The 24,779-nt window shown below is 59.6% G+C and carries 18 protein-coding genes and 1 tRNA gene; 12 read left to right on the forward strand and 7 right to left on the reverse strand.

All coding sequences use genetic code 11. The annotated features are described in order from the left end of the window. Positions 1 to 28 precede the first annotated feature (28 nt). Positions 29 to 1,444, forward strand: coding sequence for a glycoside hydrolase family 140 protein (locus ACMQ11_RS04645; RefSeq protein ID WP_418991556.1), 1,416 nt, complete (start codon positions 29 to 31; stop codon positions 1,442 to 1,444). A 62-nt stretch (positions 1,445 to 1,506) separates the two neighbouring features. Here ACMQ11_RS04645 and ACMQ11_RS04650 read toward each other — a convergent pair whose 3' ends face one another. The 6 genes from ACMQ11_RS04650 to ACMQ11_RS04675 all read right to left on the reverse strand — a co-directional run bounded on the left by ACMQ11_RS04650 (position 1,507) and on the right by ACMQ11_RS04675 (position 13,218). Continuing rightward, entirely contained in the window at positions 1,507 to 2,385 is an 879-nt protein-coding gene (locus ACMQ11_RS04650) for a glycoside hydrolase family 16 protein (protein WP_418991558.1), read from the reverse strand. A 76-nt stretch (positions 2,386 to 2,461) separates the two neighbouring features. Continuing rightward, positions 2,462 to 3,640, reverse strand: a complete 1,179-nt coding sequence (locus ACMQ11_RS04655; RefSeq protein WP_418991560.1) for a hypothetical protein — start codon at positions 3,638 to 3,640, stop codon at positions 2,462 to 2,464. Between the two features lie 22 nt (positions 3,641 to 3,662). Beyond that, entirely contained in the window at positions 3,663 to 5,333 is a 1,671-nt protein-coding gene (locus ACMQ11_RS04660; RefSeq protein ID WP_418991563.1) for a RagB/SusD family nutrient uptake outer membrane protein, read from the reverse strand. Positions 5,334 to 5,346: 13 nt separating this feature from the next. After that, a complete protein-coding gene (locus tag ACMQ11_RS04665) occupies positions 5,347 to 8,205 on the reverse strand; it encodes a SusC/RagA family TonB-linked outer membrane protein (RefSeq protein ID WP_418991565.1) in 2,859 nt (952 codons plus the stop codon). Between the two features lie 26 nt (positions 8,206 to 8,231). Next, positions 8,232 to 9,977, reverse strand: coding sequence for a RagB/SusD family nutrient uptake outer membrane protein (locus ACMQ11_RS04670; protein ID WP_418991567.1), 1,746 nt, complete (start codon positions 9,975 to 9,977; stop codon positions 8,232 to 8,234). A 16-nt stretch (positions 9,978 to 9,993) separates the two neighbouring features. Next, positions 9,994 to 13,218 carry a SusC/RagA family TonB-linked outer membrane protein gene (locus tag ACMQ11_RS04675; protein ID WP_418991570.1) on the reverse strand — a complete coding sequence of 1,075 codons (3,225 nt, stop codon included), beginning with the start codon at positions 13,216 to 13,218 and terminating at the stop codon, positions 9,994 to 9,996. A gap of 313 nt (positions 13,219 to 13,531) precedes the next feature. Between ACMQ11_RS04675 and ACMQ11_RS04680 the strand changes: the two genes are divergently transcribed. The 7 genes from ACMQ11_RS04680 (at position 13,532) to ACMQ11_RS04710 (ending at position 20,664) form a co-directional block, all read left to right on the forward strand. Beyond that, positions 13,532 to 14,572, forward strand: a complete 1,041-nt coding sequence (locus tag ACMQ11_RS04680; protein WP_418991572.1) for a transketolase — start codon at positions 13,532 to 13,534, stop codon at positions 14,570 to 14,572. An 11-nt stretch (positions 14,573 to 14,583) separates the two neighbouring features. Further along, on the forward strand, positions 14,584 to 15,549 hold the full coding sequence (locus tag ACMQ11_RS04685) for a transketolase family protein (RefSeq protein ID WP_418991574.1): 966 nt from the start codon (positions 14,584 to 14,586) through the stop codon (positions 15,547 to 15,549). Between the two features lie 7 nt (positions 15,550 to 15,556). Further along, positions 15,557 to 16,348: an aspartate/glutamate racemase family protein gene (locus ACMQ11_RS04690; protein WP_418991576.1), complete on the forward strand. Its 792-nt coding sequence runs from the start codon at positions 15,557 to 15,559 to the stop codon at positions 16,346 to 16,348. Between the two features lie 9 nt (positions 16,349 to 16,357). Next, positions 16,358 to 17,638, forward strand: a complete 1,281-nt coding sequence (locus tag ACMQ11_RS04695; RefSeq protein ID WP_418991578.1) for a four-carbon acid sugar kinase family protein — start codon at positions 16,358 to 16,360, stop codon at positions 17,636 to 17,638. A 110-nt stretch (positions 17,639 to 17,748) separates the two neighbouring features. Beyond that, the gene (locus ACMQ11_RS04700; protein WP_418991581.1) at positions 17,749 to 18,459 is read left to right on the forward strand and encodes a GntR family transcriptional regulator; all 711 of its coding nucleotides are present in this window, start codon (positions 17,749 to 17,751) and stop codon (positions 18,457 to 18,459) included. 11 nt (positions 18,460 to 18,470) lie between these two features. After that, positions 18,471 to 19,721, forward strand: coding sequence for an MFS transporter (locus ACMQ11_RS04705; RefSeq protein ID WP_418991583.1), 1,251 nt, complete (start codon positions 18,471 to 18,473; stop codon positions 19,719 to 19,721). Between the two features lie 31 nt (positions 19,722 to 19,752). Further along, the gene (locus ACMQ11_RS04710; RefSeq protein WP_418991585.1) at positions 19,753 to 20,664 is read left to right on the forward strand and encodes a hypothetical protein; all 912 of its coding nucleotides are present in this window, start codon (positions 19,753 to 19,755) and stop codon (positions 20,662 to 20,664) included. A gap of 60 nt (positions 20,665 to 20,724) precedes the next feature. On the opposite strand, the gene ACMQ11_RS04715 is transcribed toward ACMQ11_RS04710, so the two are convergent. Further along, a tRNA-Pro gene (locus ACMQ11_RS04715) sits at positions 20,725 to 20,799 on the reverse strand. A gap of 81 nt (positions 20,800 to 20,880) precedes the next feature. Between ACMQ11_RS04715 and ACMQ11_RS04720 the strand changes: the two genes are divergently transcribed. The 4 genes from ACMQ11_RS04720 to ACMQ11_RS04735 are packed head-to-tail and all read left to right on the forward strand — an operon-like array spanning position 20,881 to position 24,714. Further along, positions 20,881 to 22,023 (forward strand): ABC transporter substrate-binding protein, encoded by a 1,143-nt coding sequence (locus tag ACMQ11_RS04720; RefSeq protein ID WP_418991587.1) that lies wholly within the window; start codon positions 20,881 to 20,883, stop codon positions 22,021 to 22,023. Between the two features lies 1 nt (position 22,024). After that, positions 22,025 to 22,945 carry an energy transducer TonB gene (locus ACMQ11_RS04725; RefSeq protein ID WP_418991589.1) on the forward strand — a complete coding sequence of 307 codons (921 nt, stop codon included), beginning with the start codon at positions 22,025 to 22,027 and terminating at the stop codon, positions 22,943 to 22,945. Next, positions 22,946 to 23,956, forward strand: a complete 1,011-nt coding sequence (locus tag ACMQ11_RS04730; RefSeq protein WP_418991591.1) for an iron chelate uptake ABC transporter family permease subunit — start codon at positions 22,946 to 22,948, stop codon at positions 23,954 to 23,956. After that, positions 23,953 to 24,714, forward strand: a complete 762-nt coding sequence (locus ACMQ11_RS04735) for an ABC transporter ATP-binding protein (RefSeq protein ID WP_418991593.1) — start codon at positions 23,953 to 23,955, stop codon at positions 24,712 to 24,714. Before ACMQ11_RS04730 ends, ACMQ11_RS04735 begins: the two co-directional genes overlap by 4 nt. Positions 24,715 to 24,779 lie beyond the last annotated feature (65 nt).

The following is a 24,779-nucleotide window of genomic DNA, read 5'->3' on the forward strand; positions in this document are numbered from 1 at the left end:
CTATATTGACCCAAGTAAATTTCGAATCATGAAAAGAACCCTTTTGATTTGCGCCTTGTCGCTGCTCGGTTTCACCTCCGTGCAGGGACAGCACGCCGTTCACGGCCGGGTGGTGGTCCATCCCGGGAACCGGTTTCTGATGTACGAGGACGGAACGCCGTTCTTCTGGCTCGGCGATACGGCCTGGCAGATGTTTCACCGACATACCGTCGAAAGCGCCCGCATCTTCATGGCAGACCGTGCGATGAAAGGCTTTAACGTGCTTCAGGCAGTCTGCCTGGCGGAGCACGGCGGACTCTCCTCGCCCAACGCAAACGGCGATTGGGCTTTTCTGGACGAAGAGTTCACCAAGCCCAACGACAAGTATTTCGACCACATCGAGGCGCTTGTGGATATGGCGGATTCGCTGGGGCTTCAGATCGGTCTGCTGCCCACGTGGGGCGACAAGTTCAACCTCAAGTGGGGTCCGGGCCCCGTCATCTTCGATACGGAGGAGAAAGCCGAGAACTATGGCAAATACGTCGGAAAGCGGTTCGGTCAGAAGCGCAATATCATCTGGATTCTGGGCGGCGACCGGCCGGCCGACGGGTGCGAGCCCATCATCCGGGCCATGGCGCGGGGCATTGCGATCGGCATCACGGGCAAGGAGGACTATTCGACCTCGCTGATGACCTATCACCCCTGGGGCGGAACCTCGTGCACCAAGTGGTTTACGGACGAACCCTGGCTCGATTTCTACATGCAGCAGAACGGGCACCCGTACGACGTGCCGCTCTGGGACCGCATCCTGGCCGATTACAACAATGCCAAGCCTACCCGGCCGGTGCTCGACGGCGAACCGCTCTACGACGAGCACGCCATCGATTTCGACATGAAAAAGAACGGTGTTTCGACCGACTACCACACGCGGCGCTACTTTTACCACGAGGTCTTTTCCGGTGCCTGCGGGCATACGTTCGGCAGTACGGGCGTGTGGCAGGTGTACGATCCGGATAAATACAGGCCAGCAGGAGATGTCTTCACGCGCTGGGAGGAGTCGCTCGGACGCATCGCTTCCTACCAGATGGGCTACGGAAAGGAGCTGATGCTCAGCCGGCCCTATTTTACGCGCATTCCCGATCAGAGCATGCTGCTCGAAGCCTACGATCACCTCGACCGGATTACGGCCACACGCGACCGGGACCGCACCTACGCCTTTATCTATACCGAACGGGGAAAGCCCATCCAGGTCGATCTGACGGCGATCGGCAAAGGCGAGGAGGTGACGGCCTGGTGGTTCGATGTCCGTTCGGGACGCTCCATTGCGCTGGGCAATTTCAAGCGGGTCGAATCGGCCGTATTCACTCCCCGGACCCAAGGGACGGGCAACGACTGGGTGCTCGTGATCGACGACCCGGCCGCAGGATACCCCGCACCGGGGACGCCGATCTGCCAGAATCGCTGAACGGCGCAAACGAAAGCGGGCGGTATGGATTCATACCGCCCGCTCTTTTTTACCAATTGCATTCACTCCTTATTCTTGTCGACGTAGATCCGGACCCAATCGACGTACATTTTCACCGTCGGGTCGCTCCCGGAAAGCCGGGTTCCGAAAGCGTCGAGCTGGATGCACAGATGATGGTCGTAGATCGGCACGATCTCCTTGTCGAGAATCGTCCACACCTTGACGCCGTCCAAAAAGACGCATACCTTGTCCGTATACCATTCGAAGCCCATCGTATGCCACTGGGTGGCGTCGGTCGGATAGTCTTTCTGCTTTTGGGTAACCTTGCCGTTGTTCCTGTCGGGGTGCAGCCCGTAGTGGAAGAACGACGAGACCTTGTCGCGGGTGGCACCCGTGGAGGAGCCGGTCTCGTAAATATCCGACTCTTCGCAGCGGGCATTGCGGTCCGATCCGGATTTGGGCCATGTCAGTACCACCGCACTCATCGTATTGCTGGCATCTTTCTCGCAACGGACGCGGAATTCGAATTTCGTACCGGGCGAATACTCCTTGCGGTGGGCCATGCCCCCGGAAACAAGCACCCGGGTTCCGTCGTCCGCCAGTTTGGCGCCGGAAGCGATGTCGACCATCCGGCCGTCGATCTCTGCCTGATTCCCCGAGACGGGGCACATGCGGGCAGCAACGACCAGACAGCCCTCTTCGACCGTAAAGGCGCTCGGGTGGCGCAGGCCGTTGGCGTTGTGCCCTGCACTGTTGTAGACGCTCCAGTGTTCGGTATCCACCGAGGCACCCTCGAAATCGTCCTCGAAATCGAGCTCCCACGCGGGCACGTGCATCGGCGGGGGCGGAATCTGTTTTTCATCGTCCTTGTCGCAGCCCGGCAGGAGCGCGAACGCTGCAAACAGCAGGGGGATATTGCACAATCTGATTTTAAGTTTCATTATTTACTGTTCGATTGGTTAAACCTGTTTTCCGAAAGCCGGCACCCGGTTCCGCACCGGGTGCCGGTCGGTTTCTCTATTTCGCAACGATCTTCACGTCGGTCACGCGGATGGTCTTCACGTCCGGACACGTGTTTCGCAGCCGCACATAGAAAACGACATAACCGCCCATGTGGTCCGCGTCCATCGTAAACTCGCCCGCCCCCATGCTGTCGGGACGCTTGTTGAGGTGGATGGACGAGAACGATTCGAAGCCTGCCGTGCCGTCGAGCAGCGGGTAATGGCCCTTGCCGTTGTCCATCGTTACGTCCATGTACCAGAATTTGGTGTCGCCGGGTTTGTAGTCGTTCTGGGTCGCCATGTTGGTGGTCTTGGGGAAGAGGGCGAACCCGAAATCCATTTCGCGTTTGAGGTTCTTCTTATCCGCTGTCATGTAGAAATCCTGGGCGGGAATGCTGACCATGGCCGACAGGACATAGGTCTTGCCGATCTCCAGATCGGGGCTGTCCAGCTGCTGGTAGCACATGAACCGGGAGTCGCCCCCGTATTGGGAATAGTTGTCCACTCCGATCTGAAGCTCCCCTTTTTCCTCGTCGATCTTCATCAGCTCGAACGGTTTGTTGTTGATGTTGACCAAGTGCCAGCTTTCCGAACTGCCGGTCCCGAAATCGCCGTTTTTGAGGATCGGAACGACGGGGAGGAACGTGCCGCCCTCGATGATGACGGTCGTGCGGCTCAGCGACTCGTTGAGCTCCCACTTGCTCGGATTGCGGATGCCGACCACGACGATCATCCGGTTCTTGTTGTACTCCGGGTACTCCGCTATCAGGCGGGGGAGGTCGACGCGCAGGTTGAAAGTCTCCTGACGGTCGCCGTCGGGAACCGACACCCGCTCCGGCAGGGTGCAGAGTGTCCGGGGCAGTTCGACGCCCCGGTTCGTGGCGGCCGCGGCACGGGCCGTCGCCTCCTCGTCGATGAATACCTCGACCTGGTAGGCCGACAGGTCGCCCTCGCCCGAGCGGTAGACGCCGAGGATGATGTCCAGCATGCCGTCTTCCCGGATGCGGTAGTTGTCGACCGGCAGGTTGGGCATGGGAACCGGATATTCGTGGGTCAGCCCTCCGTTGTAGATCGCGGCCTGGGGCATATAGATTTTACGGACACCGAACTCCTGCTGCTCTTCGCAGGAGGTGAACGTCAGCAGGGCTGCGGCCGCAACTAACGTAAAAACACTGTGAATCGAATAATTCTTCATGATTGAAAATTTTATATCTCGGTTACCAGCCTGCATTCTGGGTTACGACGCCCTTCGATTTGCTGATTTCCTGATAGGGAATCGGATAACGGTACATCTTCGGCTCGAATACCCGGTCTTCCACTTTGAACGTTTCGTAACTGAACGTCCCGTCGCCATTGGCCATCGCTTTCACGCCCCCGATCGGCTGCCCGAGTACCGTTCCGTCATTCCAGCGCAACAGATCCCAGTAGCGGTGGTCTTCGAATGCCAGCTCCACGCGTCGTTCAGCCTTGACGGCGGCACGCATGCGCTCCTTGTCGGTCGCACCTTCGTATTTGGTCAGGTCTGCCGGATCGAGGTCGACATCCGCACGCCCGCGCACCCGGTCCAGCGCCTGACGCGCCGTCAGCCCCGACGCTGCGTGGCTGCCGTCGTCCGGTCCCCAGGCTTCGTTGGCGGCCTCCGCATAGTTGAGCAGGATTTCCGCATAGCGGAAATAGATCCATTGGTGCATGGCGGTCTGCTCCTGCGTGAGAACCAGGTTGTCGGCGAGGTACTTTTTCAGGTAGTAGCCCGTCCGCGAGGAGTTGACCGTCAGGTAGGAGTCCGAACCGCCCTCCGAGATGTCGATCGTGCGGCCGTTCCAGGCGCTGCGGTTGGTGACGACCGTAAAGCCCAGCCGCGGGTCGCGGTTTGCATAGGGATCGGCCGGATCGGCCGGACCCGTGTATTCGTAGGCGTCGACCAGATTCTGCGACGGCGTCAGGCCGCTGTTGCCGCCTGCCGTGGCGATCGGATAATTGGCTCTTTCCAGCGAATTGGAGGGAGAAGCCCGCCTGGAGAGAATGATTTCCGGATTGGCGGAGGTATTGCCGGTGAAAAGAGCGCTGTAACCGGGTGAGAGGGTGAACTTATTGAGCGCGATCACGCTGTAAGCGGCCTGTGCAGCGCGTTCCCATCGTTCGGCGATCTCCTCCTCGGTCAGCCCCTCGGTGTTGAGCGGACTGGCGGCATAGAGCAGCACGCGCGATTTCAGAGCCAGAGCCGATCCCAGGTTGAACCGTCCGTCGAACGAGCTGTACTTTGTCCAGTCCACGGCCAGCGAATCGAGGGCATAGTCGATCTCCGATACGATGTACTCTACCACATCGTCGTAGGATGCCCGCGGCAGGAACGTGTTGTCGGCCGGAACCTCCTTGTAGAGCGGAACACCGCCGTAACGCTTGATCAGTTCGAAATAGTACCAGGCCTTAGCGACATGGGCTTCGGCGCGCAGATAGCCCGCGTTTTCGACATCCCTGCGGTAGGCCGTTCCGCCGTCCGAGATGGTGTCGCGGCCGTTGGCGAGCATGCGCTTGTAATCGCGTGAATAGTCCAGAAAGTAGTTTGCCGCACGAATACCCTTGTAGAGGCTTTCGTAGGGGTTGTCCGGATTCGTATAGGCGCTCCAGCTGCCGTTGTTGAAGAGCCGCACGGATGCCGAGCGCGACGTTTGGACCGCTTCGTCGCTCCTGGCGGCCGCCAGGTTGTCGTCCAGTTCCGACAGGCCGCTCTTCATGGAGCCGTAAGATGCAAATCCCACCTCCAGCACCTTGTCGTATTCGGTGGCGAGGTTTTGCTGCGTGGTGTAGGAGTCGACCTGGGTATCGAGCACCTCGCAGGCGGTTGCGGAAAATGCGGTTGCGAGCAGGAAAATAACGGTTTTTTTCATGGTTTGCGGGTCTTTAGAATCCGACGCTGAGTCCGATGTTGTACGATTTCACGCCCGGATAACCCGTCATGCGTTCGGGGTCCATCCGGTATTTGCGTTGGAGTTTGCTTAGTGACAGGAGGTTCACGCCACTGATATAGATGCGCAGTTTGCGAAGCCCGATCTTCGCCCCGATGCGGACGGGCAGCGAATAGCCCAACTCGACGTTGCGCAGTGTCAAGAAATTTCCGTTCTCGATCCAGCGTGTCGAATGCTGGTAGTTGTTCGTGTTGTCGCCGGTGGTCAGACGCGGGTATTTGGCTATTCCGCGGGTGTCGATGCCCTGCTGGGGATAGTAGGCCCAGCGGTCCGCGGCAATGGCGTGGATCGTACCGTTGTTGCGGAACGCAAGCACCTTGCTCGAAGCATCGAGCAGGTCGATCTCGCGGCTGCCGACGCCTTGGAGCAGGAATCCGAAATCGAATCCCTTATAGGCGAACCGGGCGTTGACCGCGTAATAAAGGTTCGGATTGGCTCCGTCGCTGATCTTCACCTTGTCCCGTTCGTCGATAATCAGGTCGCCGTTCTGATCCGCGTAACGTATGTCACCCGGCTGTACGGTCCCGAAAGTCGGGTTGGGGAGCGTCGGGAGCAGTTGGCCCGTCTCGTCGAAATCCGCAATGTCGTAGAACCCGGCATCCTGATAACCGAAAACGGCGCCCAGCGGATTGCCCGTCGCCGCTGCGCGTGGCGATGCGGGCGGGATTTCGGCCATGTAGTCGATCCTGTCTTTAAGACAGGAGAGCATGCCGCCCACCTGGAGCGAGAAATCGCCGAAACTTTTGGCATAACTCAGCGAGAGTTCCAGGCCCCGGGTGGTCACCTTTCCGACATTGCGGTACGGCGGGTCGACGCCGAATCCGGCCGGGTAGGAGTTGTCGCGGGTGACGATTCCGGTGCGCTTGTCGAGGAACAGGTCGAGACTCATTTGCAGTGAGTTGAAAAAGCCGGCGTCGAGTCCGATATTGTATTTCAGGCTCTGCTCCGACGACAGGTCGGAATCGGCCAGATAGGCCGGTACGAGCGAGGGCTGCCAGGTCGGGTTTCCGTCGTTCCCGGTCGGGAAAGAGGTGCCGCCGACGTAATATTGGTAGTAGAGATAACGGCCTCCGGCATAGTAGTCGTAACCTGAGGAGCCGACCGAGAAACGCAGTTTGAGCAGATCGACGGCCTTGGCGCGCTTGAGGAATCGCTCGTTGGAGACAATCCACGCAGCGGATGCCGAGGGATAGAAGCGAAAGCGGTTCCCCGCGGCGTAATTGTCCGATCCGCTGTACGAAAATCCGAATTCGGCGATGTAGCGTGTGTCGTACGAATAGTTGAAACGTCCGCCGACCGCCTGGTGTGCATAGGTGGTCTGGATGCCCGCATTGCCGTTCATGTCCGCATCCACGTAGCGGCGGTAGTGTTCGTAGTTCACCGCTGCGGTCAGGCCGTGGGCTCCGAACGTGCGGTCGTAACCGGCCTGCACCCGGAACTGGTTCCACGACCACTGGTTGGTGCCGCGGTCGTCCTCGGGGGCGTAGTCCGAATTGACATCGGCCGTTTGCGCCGTTCCGTTGTGCCATCGCGTGTAGTTGCGCACCATGTTGTAGGTTCCGCGGGTCCAGGCGGCGAACGAAGCGGATTCGGTCAGGTAGAGCCCCGGGGTGATGAAATCGAGCCGCTCCCGGAGCGAAAAGTTCGCCTGGAAACTCCGGTCGCGGTTCGACCGGTATCCCAGACCGCGTACCGAGGCCGCCGGATTGTCGGGGTGCGTCATCGTGCCCGACCAGTGATCGTCGTCGGGGCGCCCGTCGTAGACGTTGTAGATGTTGTTGGGATAGGATGAGAGGTTGTACCACAGCTGGTCGTCGGAATAGTTCGGCCGTTTGTTGTCGATCATCCGCCCGCCGATGTCGACCCTCCCGTCGAAGATCTTGAATACCGTGAAATCCAGATTGGTTCGGATCGTATATTGGTCGAAACGGGTGTTCGAGTGCGTATCGTCACTGTCCACGTCGTAGAATCCGTTGCTGTTCATATAGCCCAGCATCGTGTAAAAGCGGATCGCCTCGTTTCCGCCGCTTACGCTGACGTCCGTCGAGGTGAACGAGCCCGCCGTCTTCAGCACCTCGTCGTACCAGTCCACGTCGGTCCCCTGCCCCAGCTGGTAACGGCCTATCTGTTCCTGGCTGTAATAGGGCGTCCAGACGTTTCCGTTGTCGTTGCTGACGGCCTCGTTGTAGTAGGCGGCGTACCGGGCCGATCCCAGCGGCTTGGTGAGCAGTTTGGGGGATTGCCAGCCGGTGCGCAGGTTCAGATCCACGCTAATTCTTCCGGCTTCGCCGCGCCGGGTTTCGATCCACAGCACGCCGTTCGCACCCCGCATGCCGAAAGTCGAGAGCGCCGCCGCATCCTTGAGCACGTAAACGCGGTCGATCTCCGAGGGCAGCAGCGTGGCGGCGAACGACGGATCGGTCTCGAATCCGTCGACGAAAACCGTGAAAGAGTCGTTCTCGTTGAACGTCCCCTTGCCGCGGATGGTCATCGCGGCGATGTCGTAACCGAGTTGTCCGCTTCCCTGCATCACCGCAAGTCCGGGCAGCAGGCCATAAAGCGTATTGGTCAGGTTGGAGGTCGGGGTCTTGTACGCCTCGTCGCCGGATATGCTCACTATGGCGGCCGTCGACCGGCCGGCCGATGTGCGGAACAGGAGTTCGGGTTGTTTCACCCGGCTTTTGCCTGCTTCGGGCGCATTCTGCCCGCCGGCACGAACCGTTCCGATGCAGCAGAGGGCTGCAACCAGAAGCGATAAGGCCCCCTTGAAGAGGTATTTCTTGTCGATAGTCATGGTCTCGCAGATTTGTTTGTTGTGGGTTAATAGCCGGGATTCTGTACGAGATACCCTTTGTTGACCTCTTTGGTGGGGAACGGATTGAGATACTGGTTGTCAGACCAGAATCCCTTGTAGGAAACCGCCACTTTGAATCCCTTGTAGTTCGAGAGGCTGTAACTGCCAGCCGTCGAAGAGACGTAATCGAACTGAAAACCCTTTTTGTCGCCTCCGATGATGCCGCTGCCCAGCTCTTCGAGTTTCCAGTGCTTCACGTCGAAAAGCCGGTGGTTCTCCTCGAAGAACTCCACGGCCCATTCGCGCTGAATGGCTTTGCGCAGCGCCGTCCGGTCCGAGAGTTCGATGTCGGGCAATCCGGCGCGGCCGCGGGTGACGTTCAGCGCCAGGCGGGCCCCTTCGTCGTCGCCCAGTTCGTTTTTGGCCTCGGCCAGCGCCAGGTAGAAATAAGCCAGCCGGTAGATGGGATAGTTGAACCAGGTGCGGGTGCCGGCATGGTACCAGAATTTGCACCGGCGGCCGCATTGCTCGATGTTCGCCTTGCCCTCCCAGGTGCTGTAATTGACCATGGCATCCGCTTTCCACGGCTGGCTACCCGGATTGTTGCGGGCGTCGTAACCGCCCGGAACGGCACTGGCCCAGTAGCGGGCCTCCATCTCTTCGAGCCGGGTCGAGTATTCGTCGATCGAAGCCCATTCGTTTTCGCCCAATCCTTCGGGCCATGTTTGGTCCGTACCGTCCTGCTTGCAGTATTGCAGAAGCTGCGTGTAACTCATGTTGTTGGCGCCGCCGCCCTGCTGGCGCGGGTCGTAGTGGCGGGCGTTGAATGCTTGCCACGAGACGATCACCTCCTCGCTGTCGGGAGCCGCGACGGCACGCCCGTAGTCGTCGAACGGATTTCCCGTGTCGACGATCCGGTGCCGGTTGTCCGTCAGGGCCCAGTCGATGACCGCCTGCGCCGCGTCGCGGGCCTGCTCCCAAAGTGTTTCGGTGTATGGCTCGCCCATACAGATCAGGCGGTCGTTTTCGCCGCCCAGGCTCAGGTAGGGAATGTCGGTGTTGAAGAGCGGGCGGGCGCAGTAGAGACAGGCCTGGGCCTTGATCGAGAGCGCGGCACCCTTGGTCAGACGGCCTTTCATGTCGTCGGCCTGTCTGTCGGGCAGACGCGGCAGCGCCTGGTTGTCGCAGAGGTCGACGATGTATTCCAGCACCTCCCTGACCGACGAACGGTCGATCGACGAAGCGTCGAACGGCACGATCCCTTTGACGAGGGGTACGCCGCCGTATTGGATCAGCATCCGGCAGTAGCGGTAAGCAATCAGAGCGTACATTTCGCCCCGGACACTCTCTTTCTCCTCGTTGCTCATGTCGGGTACGGCGCCGATGTTCTCGATCACCGTATAACAGCGGCGGATGGCCGTGTAGTTGAACGTGAAATTATCGATCCACGGACCGCTGGCCGACATGCCGCTGGCGGAAATGATCACGGGGTCCGACCAGTTGTAGCGAAACCCGTTCAGCTCGCCCGAGATGTGGGCCAATGTGCCGGATGTCATTCCGTAGAGATTGCCGCCGTCGTTTTCGAGGAACGTGATGTTGATGCGCAGCGCCTCCGAATAAGCCTGTGCGATGGCCGACAGTGCCTTTTGCCTGGATGAGAACACCTCTTTGGCCGTAACGTCGTTGCCCCGGGGTTTCTGGAGGAAGTAGTCCTGACAGGAACTCGTGCCGAGCAAGACCGCAATCAGCAGGGTGATGTATGTTTTTCTCATAACTGACGTTTTAGCGTTAGAATTGAATGTTGATGCCGACGTTGTAGCTGCGTGTCGGCGGGTAGAGGTAGCCGTCTGCGGCACCGCCCGAGTCGGCCTGCTCGGGGTCGTATCCGGGCAGCATGTTCGACCAGGTGTAGAGGTTGTTGCCGCTCAGAAAGACCTTGACGCTCGAAATGCCGATTTTTTTCAGCCGCCGGCCCCGGAACGTGTATCCGATCTCGAGGTTTTTCAAGCGGATGAAATCCGTCGACTGGAGGTAAAGATCGTTCATGGCTCCGTTCTGGGTGTCTTCGTTGCGAAGCGATGCGCGCGGCCATTTGGCGGCGATGCCCCGGTCCGCTTTCTCCTGCGTCCAGCGATCCGCATAATGGAAAACCTGCGCCGAGCCGGTCTGCATGTAGAAGGGGTTGAGCATGTAGTGCGACGAGATCGGCATGGAGCCGTCCATCGCCCCCGTGAAGAGCGCAGAGAGCGAGAAACCCTTGTACTCCAGCCCCAGGTTGGCGTTGAACGTATACCGAGGCAGGTTGGAGTACCCGACGGGGGCCATGTCCTGCGAGTCGATGATGCCGTCGCCGTTCAGGTCGATGTAGCGGATGTCGCCCGCCTGCACCTTGTTGCCGTCCATGGTGATGTAGGGACGGTTGTTGACCTCATCCGCATTGTTGTAGAACCCGTCGGTGTGGTACCCCTTGTACTGCCCGTAGGAGAAGCCGGTGCTGTTCATCCACGGATAGGGGTTCGACGGCTCGTCCTGGTAGATGATCTTGTTGATCGCGTAAGAGACGCCCGCACCGATCGTATAGCGGAACTCGGAGATATTGTCCGACCAGGTGACCTGGATTTCGTATCCCTTGTTATTCATCTTGCCGATGTTGCCGTAGGGAGGTGTCGCTCCGACGAAGCCGGGGGTCGAGCCGTAACTCCAGAGAATGTCGCGCCGGTCTTCGTTGAAATAGTCGGCGACGACCGAGAGGCGGTCCCTGAAGAAACGAACATCCACTCCGACATTCGTCTTCCGGGCCCGTTCCCAGGTAACATCCGGATTACCCAGGCGGCTCTCCCGGGCTCCGGCGTAGTAGATCGGCAGTGCCGACCCGTCGGACGGACCGAAATAGCCGCCGTTTCCGTTGGCCATGCCCTCGAGGTACTCCCAGGTGCTCGGAAGATAGAGGAACCGGTTGCCGCCGATCTTGTCGTTGCCGACCTCGCCGTAGGATGCGCGGATTTTCAGGAAAGTCAGCCAGTCGTTTTGGGGAAAGAACTTTTCGTTGGTCACGATCCACCCCACCGAGTAGGCCGGAAAGAAACCGAACCGTTTGCCCTCGGGAAAGTTCTCCGAACCGTTGTAGCCGGCATTGAACTCGGCGAAATAGCGGTTGTCGTAGGAATAGGTGATGCGTCCGGCCGAACCGATCATGCCCGAGGGCACGTGGAAAGCCAGGCCGGGATTGCGCTGCTGCTGGGCGTTGTAGAGCAGGAGGGCCGACACGGTGTGACGTCCGAACGTACGGTTGTATTCGGCCTTGAGCTCCAGGTAGAAACTGTTGCGTTTGTTGTTGTACGCATTCTGATTGTCCTTGACGTCGGTGGGCGATGTCGTACCGCCGAAAAAGAGAATTTCGTTCGGGTCCTCGGGGTTCCTGCCGACCTTGTACCGTTGGGGGTGTCTGGTTTCGATGCGGCTTTTTCGGTGGGTGTCGTTGTAGGATACGGTGCCCGTAACACTCAGTCCGCGCGTCAGGTAATCCATCGTATGCCGCAGCCGGATCGTCGAACTGATGTCCGTCGTCCGGGTGTCGAGCAGCGAACTGTTGATCAGGTAGGGAGTGGGCGCATAGCCGGTTCCGCGGCCGTCCAGCGGATTGAGCGCCTTGACATACTCCTCGACCAGTTTCCCGTCGAGCATGCCAGGCCCGACAAAAGGCGAACCGCTCAATATCTGGATCAGCATCTGCTTGTGACGGCTTGTCGCGGAGGTGATGTCGCCGTCCTTGCCGAGAATACCGCGGCTGTTCTGGATCGAACCGCCGATGTCTACCGAGAGTTTCAGCGTTTTGGCGACGTCGATGTCTACGTTCGACCGGAAATTGTAACGGCTGTAATTCGAGTTGTTGTCGACATTCTGGTACTTGGCGTTGTCGAACAGCCCCTCCTGCTCCAGGTAACCGACCGATGCAAAATACTTGAGCCGCTCGCTGCCGCCCGAGATGTTGATATTGAACTGGTGCTGGGGCGCTGCGCCCCCGAACTGCTTGTCGAACCAGTCGTCGCTGCGGTAGTAAAGGCCGGGGCGGTTGTTCAGCGCGGCCTTTTGTTCGGCTGTCAGGTTCATCGCATCGACCTCGTCGGGGGTGTAGTCCCGGTTGGCCTGGAATTTCCACAGTTCGTATTTGTCGAACAGGTACTGGTTCTTCGAGATGTCGCCGTCGTTGGCGATCGCCTCGTTGCGCAGCAGCGCGTAGCGATAGGAGTCGAGCATTTTGAGTTTCGACGACAGTTCCGTGACGCCGAACCGATAGGAGAGGTTGATGCGCGGTGCTCCCGAGCTGCCGCGTTTGGTCGTGATTATCGCTACGCCGTTGGCACCCTTGACGCCGTAGACCGCCGTTGCCGAGGCGTCTTTCAACACGCTGATGCTCTGGATTTCGTTCGGATCGAGCGTGTTCATCGCTTCCACGGTCGACTGCACGCCGTCAATGACGATCAGCGGGTCCTGTCCATCGGAGTTCAGCGTAGCCACACCGCGGATGCGGAGCGTCGACTGGTTGTCGCCCGGCTCGCCGCTCGACTGCACGGAGGAAACACCCGGGATGCGGCCTACGAGCGCGTTGCTGATATTCGAGGTGGGCGATTCGATGATCGCAGCGCTCTTGACGACGGCGACAGATCCGGTCAGCGTCTCCTTTTTCTGAGCGCCGTAACCGACAACGACGACCTCTCCGACCAGCTGGGAGTCGGATTCGAGAACGATCTTGAACCGGGTTGCGGTTCCCACCCTGCGGGTCGCGGTGACATAACCGACATAGGAGACCTCGAGCGTATTGTCCGGCTGCGCTTCTGTCCGGAAAGCTCCCCCGGTGTCGGTAACCATGCCCTTGAGCACCTTTGTCCCGTCTTTGAGCAGAACGGTTGCACCGATCAGAGGGGCTCCCTCGGTGTCAAGAACCACACCCGTTATCTCCCGCGCCCCCTGTGCGCGGATAGCCGGCACTGCCGACAGCAGGGCAATCGCCAAAAGCGTGAAAGTTCTTGCCGCCCTTGCCAAAATAGGAGTTGGCGATTTACAATTCATAGGCTTGTTTTTGAAAGGTTAGTGTTTTTTGTTTTGGAGGTCAGTTGTCTCTCTTAGGAATCTGCCGGCAGATAATGCATGCGATTTTTCATCTGGTTGTATTCTTTTATCGGTTCGAGGTTTTATACCTTATATATATAGCACCCTGTTTTTGCGCCCTTATTTTTCACTATATCGTTCGATCGTGCTATAAAGGTATGAAAAATATTTGTATTGTATGCAAATATAGCATATATTTGTATATAATTTTTAACACATGGATTTAAAAACTGAAATAGACACGTTGTGGAGCCCCTTTCGAGCCGACTCCCGGACATTCCACGCAGCGCTCCCCTATCATGCACAATACGAGGGATTGCTGCTCGGTTGTGAAAGCGCCGCATACCTGATCCGCAATCTGGCGGTCTACTCCATGACCTGCGGCTCCCTGGGGCATCCGGGCGGCTCTTTCTCCGAGGCCGAATTTCTCGCAACGCTCTACAACTACATCCTGCGGCACGATCCGCAAAATCCGGACTGGGCATTCCGGGATGTTTTTTACCTTTCGAAATGCCATGCCTGTCCCGGATTGTATGCAACACTCGGGCTATTTGGATATTTCCCAATGGAGTGGCTGAAAGGTTACGGCACCTGGGGTTCACATCTGGAGAGCCATCCCGACCGGAAGAGGACACCGGGGATCGAAATATCCGGCGGTTCGCTGGGGCAGATTCCCGGTGTTGCGGTCGGCCGCGCGCTGGCGATCCGGCAAGCGGGACCCGATCACAACAACCGGACGGTCTATGCGCTGTTGGGCGACGGGGAGTGCGACGAGGGCTCCGTTTGGGAGGCTTTCATGGCGGCCGGGCATTACGGGCTGGATAATCTGGTCTTCGTGATCGACTACAACAAGGTCCAGGCAAAGGGATTTGTCAAGGACGACATGGCGCTCGAACCGCTGGTCGACAAACTGCGGGCATTCAATCTGGATGTGTTCGAAATCGCAAACGGGCACAATATCGATGAGATCGTGACCGTGTTCAACCGGCTGCGCACCAACCGGCGCGGGCGTCCGCAGGCGGTCCTGCTCAATACGATCAAGGGTTACTCGGTCGATACGTGCCATTTCAACACCAATTGGCACACGAGCGCTCCGCGAAGCGTCGAGCAGGCCGCCGGCTGGCTGTTCGAGATGTGGGAAGGCAGCGGTCGGAGACTGGGCATTCCCCGTCGTTTCGTCGAACGGCTCGTCGATGAAATCGAGATTGCGGCTCCGCTGCACGAGAATCCCGACGCGGTAAAGGACAACCAGGCATAAAGAGAGGAACAATGGCACAATTTCATATTCCGGACAGGAATAAAACCCGCGAAATGCGGTATCGGATGGGCTGGACGCTGGCCGACATGGCGGACCGGAATCCCGACATCCGGGTGGTCGACGCGGATTTGCGCAGCAGCACGGGAATTCATATCTTCGAGCATTTCCACCCGGAGAAACTGGTAAAAGTCGGCATTGCCGAGCAAAACATGGTGGCGATCGCCGCAGGCATGAGCCAGGAGGGACTGGTCCCCTTTGCGTGTACGTTCGATGCCTTTTCGCGCCGCTGCATGGACCAGATTTACGTTTCGGTCGCTTACAGCGATCTGAATGTCAAGCTGATCGGGGCTTACGCCGGGTTGTTTACGGGAAAAGCCGGCGCCACGCACCAAAGCGACAAGGAGCTGGGATTTCTGTTGCGCGTGCCGAACCTGACGGTGATAGAGCCCTCCTGCAACGAGGAGATGCGCCAGGTGTTTCAGGCGGCAGCGGATACGACCGGACCCTTTTACCTGCGGGTCGTGCGGTGCAACGTCGCGGAAAACGAGGTGTTCCCGGGTTATGAATTCCGCATCGGCAAGGGTGTTACGGCGGCGGAATACGGCACCGACGCCGGGATCGTCTGCACGGGTTACATGCTCGCGCCCGCGAAGCTGGCCGCCGCGAAACTGGCGAAGCAGGGGATCCGGGTGCGTGTCGACCATCATCCCTCGCTGAAGCCTTTCGACCGGGAGCTGCTGCACGACCTGGCGGGAAAGGTGGGGGCGATCGCAACCTGTGAAAATCACTGCACGAGCGGGGGATTGTTCTCCCTGGTGGCGGAAACGCTCGTGCGGCGGGGATGTGCCGTACCCGTGGTCCCAGTCGGGACCGATCCCGAAGATTTTATCCATACCGGTCACGTGAACGACCTGATGGCACATTATCGCATGACCTCGGACGATATTGCGGACCGGATAAAACAACTCCTAAAATAAGCAGGCAATGGACCCGATTCGACTCTTTTCGGACTACATGCGCGTGGTGGGAACGCCCCGTCTTACTTTCGGCGAAGCAGCCGACCCGCGATTGCAGGGCAAGAGGCTGGGTGTTATCAACGGTTCCAGCTGGGTGACGCTCTGGAGCGACTGGTTCGGACACCGCATGCTCCCCGGCGTGAAGATCGTCAACGTGGGAAACGAAGCCGTGCAGCTCAATTTCATGGCGGCTCACCAGCGGCGGGAACCCGTGCCTCCCGCAATCAATGTCGACTGTTTCTGCCGGTATGCGCGCGATCTGTACGAGCTGTATGCGGTCGATGCGATTCTCATCTCGTGTTCGACGATGAACCGGGCCTATACGCGCGTTCAGGAGATCATGCAGCCTTTCGGCGTTCCCGTCGTCCAGATCGACGAAGCGATGATGGAGGAGGCCGTGGCCGCCGACGGACGGATTCTGATCGTCGCCACGCACGGTCCGACGGTCGAGAGCACGCGGATGTTGCTGGAGGAGACCGCAGCACGCATGGGCCGTACCGTTTCGTTCGCCGGAGCGACCATCGAGGAGGCATTCGAACTGCTGGGCGACGGGCGCATCGAGGAGCACAACCGGCGCATTGCCCAAACCATCCGTTCCGAACAGCAGCGGGGACCCGTCGATGTGGTGGTCTTGGCCCAGTTGTCGATGGCCGTTTTCTCGTTCAGCTATCCGGACCCCCTCAGGGAGTTCGGTATTCCCGTGTTGAACAGCGGTGAAACGGGCTTCCGCCGTGCCGGAGAGGTGCTTGCCCGAAGATAGCCGTTGATGATGGAAACGAGAATCGTAATTATCGACGACGACCCCACCGGATGCCAGACCGTCCGGGACGTTCCCGTTCTCCTGGTCTGGGACGAAGCGTCGATTCGGGAGGCGTTGGCGCGGTACGGAGCATTCTTCATCCTGACCAATACCCGGGCGATGACGGCCGACGAAGCCCGTGAGGTTTCACGCGCAATCGCCGGGAACCTCAACCGCGCCAACGACGGGCGTTACCGGCTGGTCCTCATGAGCCGGGGCGACTCGACGCTTCGGGGGCACTTGCTGCCGGAACTGGAGCCGCTGGTGGCGAAATTCGGCCCGTTCGACGGTCTGCTTCTCTGCCCGGCATTTTTCGAAGGCGGGCGGTATACGGTCGACGATGTGCATTGCGTCGGAACCTCCGCGGGGTTGGTGCCGGTGACCGAGACCGAGTTCGCCCGCGACGCCGTGTTCGGATATACGCATGCGGCGCTTCCGCAGTGGCTCGAGCAGGTCACCGAGGGCTCTTTTCGGGCCGAGCGAACCGTATCGCTCCGCACGGAGTCGATTCGCCGCGGAGTGGATGCCGTCCTCGAAAAGCTGATGACCATTTCCGGGTTCACACCCGTTGTGGTCAATGCGCTCAATTATGCCGACATGGAAACGGTCGATGCGGCAATCCGCAAGGCCGAAGATGCCGGAAAGCGTTTCGTCTACCGCACGGCCGCCTCGATGGTGCGGGTGCGTCTCGGCCAACGCGCAGCGGCTCCGTATCGCCCGCAGAAAAGTGCGCGGCCCGGTATCGTCGTGGTGGGATCCTATACCGCCAAGACGACCGCACAGCTCGAGGTTCTGTTGCGGCGCAGCGACTTATGCCCTATTGAAATCGAGGTCGAACGCGTGTTGGCCCGTACGGCGGAATCGTACGGGCGGGAGTTGACCGAACGGCTGAACCGGGAACTCGCGTGTCGTTCGTGTGTGGTTTATACGAGCCGTACCTGTGCCTTGTCCGGCAGTGCGGCCGACAGACAACATAACGGAGCGAAGATCGCATCTTTTGTAGATGGTGTTTTCAGGGGTTTGACCACGGCACCCAGATTTATCGTATCCAAAGGCGGGATTACCTCCTATACGGTAGCCCGTAACGGTCTGGGAATTTCCCGGGCGACCGTGCTGGGACAGATCGCCGACGGGGTACCCGTATGGAGGATCGATTCAGACGAGGGATTTACGGGAGTGGATTACGTGGTTTTTCCGGGGAATGTCGGGAATGCGAATACCCTTGCCGAGGTCTTCGAATGTTTTGTTTAACAGGCTTTTTTATTAATTTTGCAGCATGGTCGCGCTAATTTTGTATAGCAAAAGAGGCATGAATTGTATGGCGATCGTCCGATTTTCAGTATTAATTTAACAGTACGATTATGACTGCAATGAAAGAAAAAAAGGTGCTTCGAAAAGTGAATTCGGGGGAAGAGGCGTATAACGCCATCCTGAACGGAATTACCTCGGGAGCGCTCAAACCGGGGCTCGTGATTTCGGAACACGACCTATCCGAGATGTACGGCGTAGGGCGTACTCCGATCCGCGAAGCACTCAAAAGGCTGGAGGGCGAGGGATTTATCATCAACTCGGATCGCAAAAGACGGGTCTATTACCTCACGGCAGACGACATAAAGCAACTCTTCGACCTCAAGATGGTGATCGAAGGAATGATCGCCAGCCAGGCCGCTCAGTCGGAAAACGAGGCGGATATGGAGCAGATGGAGGCGATCGTTTCGGAAATGGAGCGCTATACGGGCGGTGTTGATTCGCAGATGACGCCGGAGGATGCGGATGCCATTTCGCTGGAAAAATGGCTGGAGCTGGACAAAAGGTTTCACGATCATCTCTACCACATGGCCCGGAACAACCGGGCCCGGACTATCATCGAAAACCTCAATGCGCAGTGGCACCGGATCCGGGTCGGCATGAGCGCCATTACGGGTCATCTCGAACGTTCCGTAAAAGAGCATCTGCGAGTCGGGCACGCGGTCATTCACCGCGAACCCGAAGTGGCTCAGGCGGCCATGAAAGCGCATTTCGAAAACCTGAAGAGATACATCATCAGTCTAATGAATACTTTCGGAAACTAAAACGCAATACGATGCGGGACCTTGGACGGGAGAGTGCATACGGCACACGAAGATGGTGGGTTCTGGCCACGCTGTTTCTGGTGACCTTTATCAACTATTTCGATCGCCAGACATTGGGCTGCGCCATCGAACCCATCGGACGCGAGTTCGGGCTGGGAAACGGAGAACGGGGGCACCTGCTTGCCGCCTTTGTCACCACGTATGCCGTAACGCATCTCTTTGTCGGATTTCTGACGGACCGCATCCGCAACATCCGGCTGTTCTTTGCGGCGATGGTCGTCGGATGGTCCCTCTGCACGGTCCTGATCGGATTCGCCCGCTCCTACGAGGGATTGCTGACCATGCGTTATGCTCTGGGGGTTTTCGAGGCTGTGAATTTCCCGATATGCCTGATGATCATCGCCCGTATTTTCCCGGCCCGGGAGCGGACTTTCGCTTCGGGAATCTTCAGCAGCGGCGCCTTTCTGGCGACGCTGGCGGCACCGAAATTCACGATCTGGCTCTCGACCGAATACTCCTGGCGCTACGCTTTCGTGATCGCCGGACTGCTCGGTTTTCTGTGGCTGATTCCCTGGCTCCTGCTCTACCGCAATCGCGCCGAAAACAGTGCCGCAAGGTGCGCACGGTCCGCACATCTCGGCTCCTGGATGGCGAGTTTGCGGGCGATCGTCCGCAAACCCGCTTTCTGGGGAGTGACTGCCGTCGGAATCGGAATCGTTCCGTGCCTCTATTTCTGCACGCAATGGCTTCCGTCCTATTTCACGCAGGAGCTGCACCAGAGCTACGATCAGGCGCTCGCCGACAAACTGACCGTTATCTACCTGTTCCAGGATGTCGGCATGTGGGTCAGCGGGGCGGTGGTTTTCTGGCTTGCCGGCCGGGGCGTCACCGTGCTGAAAGCCCGAAAAGCGGTCATGACGGCGGGATACGTGCTGATGATGAGCGTACTGCTGTTGTTCGTCGTCCGCAATCCGTGGCTGAACGTACTGATCTTTTCGGTTTTCATTTTCGGCCTCGGAACGTGCCTTTCCAACCAGCATGCTTTCAAACAAGATGTGTTGCCGGGACAAGTGGCTGCCGTTGCCGCGCTGGTGGGATTCTGCGAAACGCTGTTCACCTCCTTTGTGCTGCAACGGATCGGAAACATGGTGGAGACTACCGGAAATTACCGGATGGTCATTTGGCTATTGGCCGGTTGTGCGACCTTTGCCATCCTCTCGGTGGCGCTGTTGCTGCGGCGCAAATGGGTAGCGATCGAATAACGACTGCATTATTAACCTAAATAGATGAGAGATGAAAAAAAAGGTGGTTTTATGGACGTGGCTGGCAGTGGTCGTTCCCTATATGGGATGGGCTCAGACGCCGGTGTGGCAGGGAAAGGGACGTATCGCTATCAGCTGCGACGGAAACGAGCATGACGATGATGACTGGGGAGCCACGCCGATGTCGCTGGCACTGCTGGCGGCAAAAGGTCTTCAGGACAAACTGACGCTCTACGTGTACAGCGACCACGTATGGGGCAGCAACCAGGAGAAGCCGATGCGTTTCGGCAGGACGCCCTACGAGCATATGCGCGAGTCGGCGCTGGGAGGCCGGGACTATTTCGGATTCGACAACACCCGTTTCGTCTGCGCCGTCGACAACGCCGAGGTCGCCTACAAGGCGATGGCGGATGAGATCGACAGAAGCTCGGCCGACAATCCGCTGATAATCATTGCCGCCGGACCTTTGCAGGTCGTGGGCGAGGGAATCGACCGGGCCGACAGGGAGAAGCTCAGGTACGTTACGATGATTTCGCATGGCCGCTGGAACAACGTACATGCCGACAATCCGTCGAATGTCTATTGGGACAAGCACAGCGGATGGACCTGGGACATGCTTACGGAGAAGTTCGGAAAAATCGAGGGCGGCGGCGTGAAATTCATCATGCCGGCGGATCAGAACGGAGGACGCGACTACGACGGGCTCCAGTCCGACAAGAAGAATTTCGACTGGATCATCACCTCCCCGGCCCGCAAGAATCCGCTTTACAAACCCGACAGTTGGAACTGGCTATACAGCCGTCTTGCGGTTTGCATCCGTCCCGACGGCCGCTGCTTCGATGTCTCCGATGCCGGGATGGTAATTTATATGCTGACAGGAATTGAAAAAACATCTCCGGCCTTGGCACAACAGATAATGGAAAACCCGGAGCCCCGGAAATAGCCTCCTCACGACACGCAAGAAAAAGGCTTGACAATCAAAAATTGTCAAGCCTCTTTCTTGTCGGGGTGACAAGATTCGAACTTGCGACCACGCGCCCCCCAGACGCGTACTCTAACCGGGCTGAGCTACACCCCGTAGCGTTTCGGAGTGCAAATATACGCTAATTTTCTTTAAACCGACACTTTTCTGCAAGATTTTTTTCTACTTTTGTGGGCAATGAGACTTTTTCGAACCTTTTTGGCGGCGAGCGCCGCCCTCTTGGTCCACGCCTGCGGCGGCACCGGAGGGCCCTCTGCGGCCGATTTCACCCGTGCGGTCTACTCGCCGGCCTATGCGGCGGGGTTCGACATTCGCGGCTCGGAGACCGACTCCTCGACGCTTCTCACGGTTCGCAATCCCTGGCAGGCGGCCGGGGGGATCGAGCAGAAGCTGCTTCTGCTGCGAGGCGGACGGAAAACTCCGACCGATTTTGCGGGACAGGCCGTTGCGGCCCCTGTCTGTCGGGTAGTCTGCATGTCGACAAGCCACGTGGCGATGTTCGACGCCCTCGGAGAGATCGGCCGTGTGAAAGGCGTTTCGGGTCTCGACTACATTTCGAACGACTCGATCCGGGAGCGCGCGCGTTGCGGCGTGGTCCGCGACGTAGGCTACGACACAAACCTCGACTTCGAACTGCTGGCCTCGATGCGGCCCGACCTGGTCCTGCTCTACGGGGTAACGGGCGAAAATACGGTCATCACGGGCAAGTTCCGCGAACTGGGCATACCCTATATATATATCGGCGATTACACGGAGGAGTCCCCGCTGGGCAAGGCCGAATGGATGGTGGCCGTGGCCGAACTCTGCGACCGCCGCGACCGGGGCCGGGCGGTGTTCGAGGGGATCGCCGGGCGTTACAACGCACTGAAAGCCACGGTCGACACCACTGCCGTGCGACCGCGGGTAATGCTCAACACCCCCTACCGCGATACGTGGTTCATGCCCTCGTCGCGCAGCTACATGATCCGCCTTTTGGAGGATGCGGGCGGGGAGTACGTCTACACGAAGAACCGCTCCGACACCTCGGTGGCAGTCGAACTGGAGGAGGCCTACCTGCTCGCAAATCGGGCCGAGGTGTGGATCAACACGGGCGCCTGCAATACGCTCGGGGAGCTCACGTCGCAAAATCCGAAATTCGCCGGCGTGCCCGCCGTCCGCACCGGGCGTGTCTGGAACAACAACCGCCGCCAGACGGCCCGCGGCGGCTCCGATTTCTGGGAGTCGGGCGTCGTGCGGCCCGACCGGGTGCTGAGCGACCTGATGGCCGTCGTGCGGGCCACGGATGCCGACACGACCTGGTATTATAAACGATTAGAATAGGATGAAACGGCTTTTCGCCCTCCTTTTTACGGGGCTCTTCTTCGCCGCCGCGGCACAGGAATCCGACCGCCGGTTCCATTATTACACCGACGAGCGAGCGGTTATCCGGCGCGATTCGCTCTACGGCTTCATCGACCGCAGCGGCCGGGAGGTCATCCCCTGCCGGTACGACAAAGCCTACAATTTCAACGACGGGCGGGCGATGGTCCGCAGCGGCCGCGAGGTCTATGCCATCGACACCGCAGGGCGGCGGCTGGCGTGCAAGGTGCGCATTCCCAAATTCCGCGGCCGGGAGTTCGAATCGTTCGTCTACTGGGTTTGGCGGCGCATTCCGATCGCCTCGACCGACGAACTGCGGCGGCTGCGCGATACGGAGGTCAACGTCGTCGTCACCATCGGGCGCGACGGGCGGATTACGGCCTGCGAAAAGGCGGACGACAGCTCCGACGAACTGTTCGAGCGGGTCCGGCGGGTAGTGCTCTCCTCTCCGGAGTGGACCCCGGGCGAGGTGGACGGCGTGCCGTGCGAAATCCGCTACCTGCTGCCGGTGGAGTTCGGCCACATGCGCACGCCGCCGTGTCATGCGGTCGACGAGGCCGGCAAGCCGCTCGGCTGCGATTTCGTCTATCCGCTCTTTCGCGGCGGCTGGTACTACCATTTCTACGACTGGTTCTTTCAAAACCTCCGCTTCCGCGACGCCCTCGAATACCAGCGCGCCGCCCCCGGTACGGTCCGCGCCGCTTTCACGGTCGATCCCAAGGGGGCCGTGCGGGAGATCGAAATCCTCTCTTCGCACAACGACGTCTGCCGGGACAAGGTCGTCTCGCTGTTGAAAAAATCGCTCCGCTGGACCCCGGGCACCAGCGACGGCAGGCCCATCGGGGTGCGTTACGAACTGGCGTTCTATTTCAATTTCCGGTAGATGACTCCGCGCCGCACGACCCTGATTTTCGTTCTGCTGGCACTTGCCACCGGACTGCTGTTCGTCGCCGACCTGGCTACCGGATCGGTCGCGGTCTCTCCGGGCGTGGTGTGGCGCGCCCTGACGGGCGGGGCATGCGACCCGACCGTGCGGGACGTGATTCTGAAGATCCGCCTGCTAAAAGCCCTCACGGCTCTTTTCGCCGGCGCAGCCCTCGCGGCCAGCGGCTTGCAGATGCAGACCCTTTTCCGCAACCCCCTGGCCGGACCCTACGTGCTGGGCGTCAGCTCGGGCGCGGGGCTGGGCGTGGCGCTCTTTCTGCTGGGTGCGCCGCTGTTGGGCGTCACCGGGCACTCGTTCGTCCAGTCGCTCGGCGTGGCCGGCGCCGCATGGCTCGGGGCGGCGTTCGTGCTGGCCGTGGTGCTGGCCGTCAGCCGTCGGATCAAAGACATCATGGTCATCCTCATCCTGGGCATGATGTTCGGCTCGGGCGTAAGTTCCGTGGTCGAGATGCTCCAATACCTCTCGAGCGAGGCGGCGCTCAAGTCGTTCGTCGTCTGGACGATGGGCTCGCTGGGCGACGTGACGGGCAGCCAGCTGGCACTGATGCTTCCCGTCGTCACGGCGGGCCTCGTGCTCTCCATTGCCGTCATCAAGCCGCTCAACCTGCTGCTGCTGGGCGAAAACTACGCCCGCACGATGGGCCTCAGGGTGCGGCGCACGCGCATGCTGCTCTTCGTCTCGACGATCCTGCTGGCCGGTACGGTGACGGCTTTCTGCGGTCCGGTAGGCTTCATCGGACTGGCCGTGCCGCACCTGGCGCGGATGCTCTTCGCCTCGGCCGACCACCGCGTGCTCATGCCGGGGTCGATGCTCGCGGGCGCGGCCCTGCTGCTCATCTGCGACCTCCTGTCCAAAACCCTGGCGCTGCCGATCAATACCATGACTGCCCTGATGGGCATTCCGGTGGTCATTCTGGTCGTCGTCCGCAACCGAACCCTCTTCCGATGATCGCGCTCGAACACCTCACCCTCGCCTACGGCACGCGCGTCCTCGTGCGGGAGGCCTCGGCCCGCTTGCCGCAAGGTTCGCTCACGGCCCTGATCGGCCGCAACGGCACCGGCAAGAGTACCCTGCTGCGCGTCGTGGCGGGGCTCGACGCACCGGCCGCGGGCGCGGTGCGGCTCTGCGGGAGGCCGCTTTCCGAACTGACGCCCCGCGAGCGGGCCGCCACCGTGAGTTTCGTCACCACCGACAAGGTGCGCATCGCCAACCTCACCTCCGAGGAGCTGGTGGCCCTGGGGCGCGCGCCCTATACCGACTGGATGGGCCGCATGGGGGAAACGGACCGCGCCGTCGTATCCCGCGCGCTCGACCGGGTGGGCATGGCGGCGTTCGCCCGCAAGACGATGGACCGCATGTCCGACGGCGAGTGCCAGCGGGTAATGATCGCCCGCGCCCTGGCGCAGGACACGCCCGTGATTCTGCTGGACGAACCCACGGCGTTCCTCGACCTCCCGAACCGCTACTCGCTGGCTTCGCTGCTGCGCCGCCTGGCCCGCGAAGAGGGCAAGTGCATCCTCTTTTCGACGCACGATCTGGATGTGGCGCTCACGCTCTGCGACGGCATTGCCCTCATCGACACTCCGTCGCTCTACCACCTTCCCGCGGCCGAAATGGCCGCCAGCGGCCACATCGAACGTCTTTTCGCCGGAGAGGGTATCGCTTTCGACCCCGCGACGCAGACGATCCGGCTGCTCAAACGGTGACCGCGGACAACATTTTTTACGCATATTTTTTGCAGGGGAAACTTTTTTGTTTACCTTTGCACCGC

This window comes from Alistipes sp., assembly GCF_048465575.1.
In the GTDB taxonomy this organism is placed as follows: Bacteria; Bacteroidota; Bacteroidia; order Bacteroidales; family Rikenellaceae; genus Alistipes.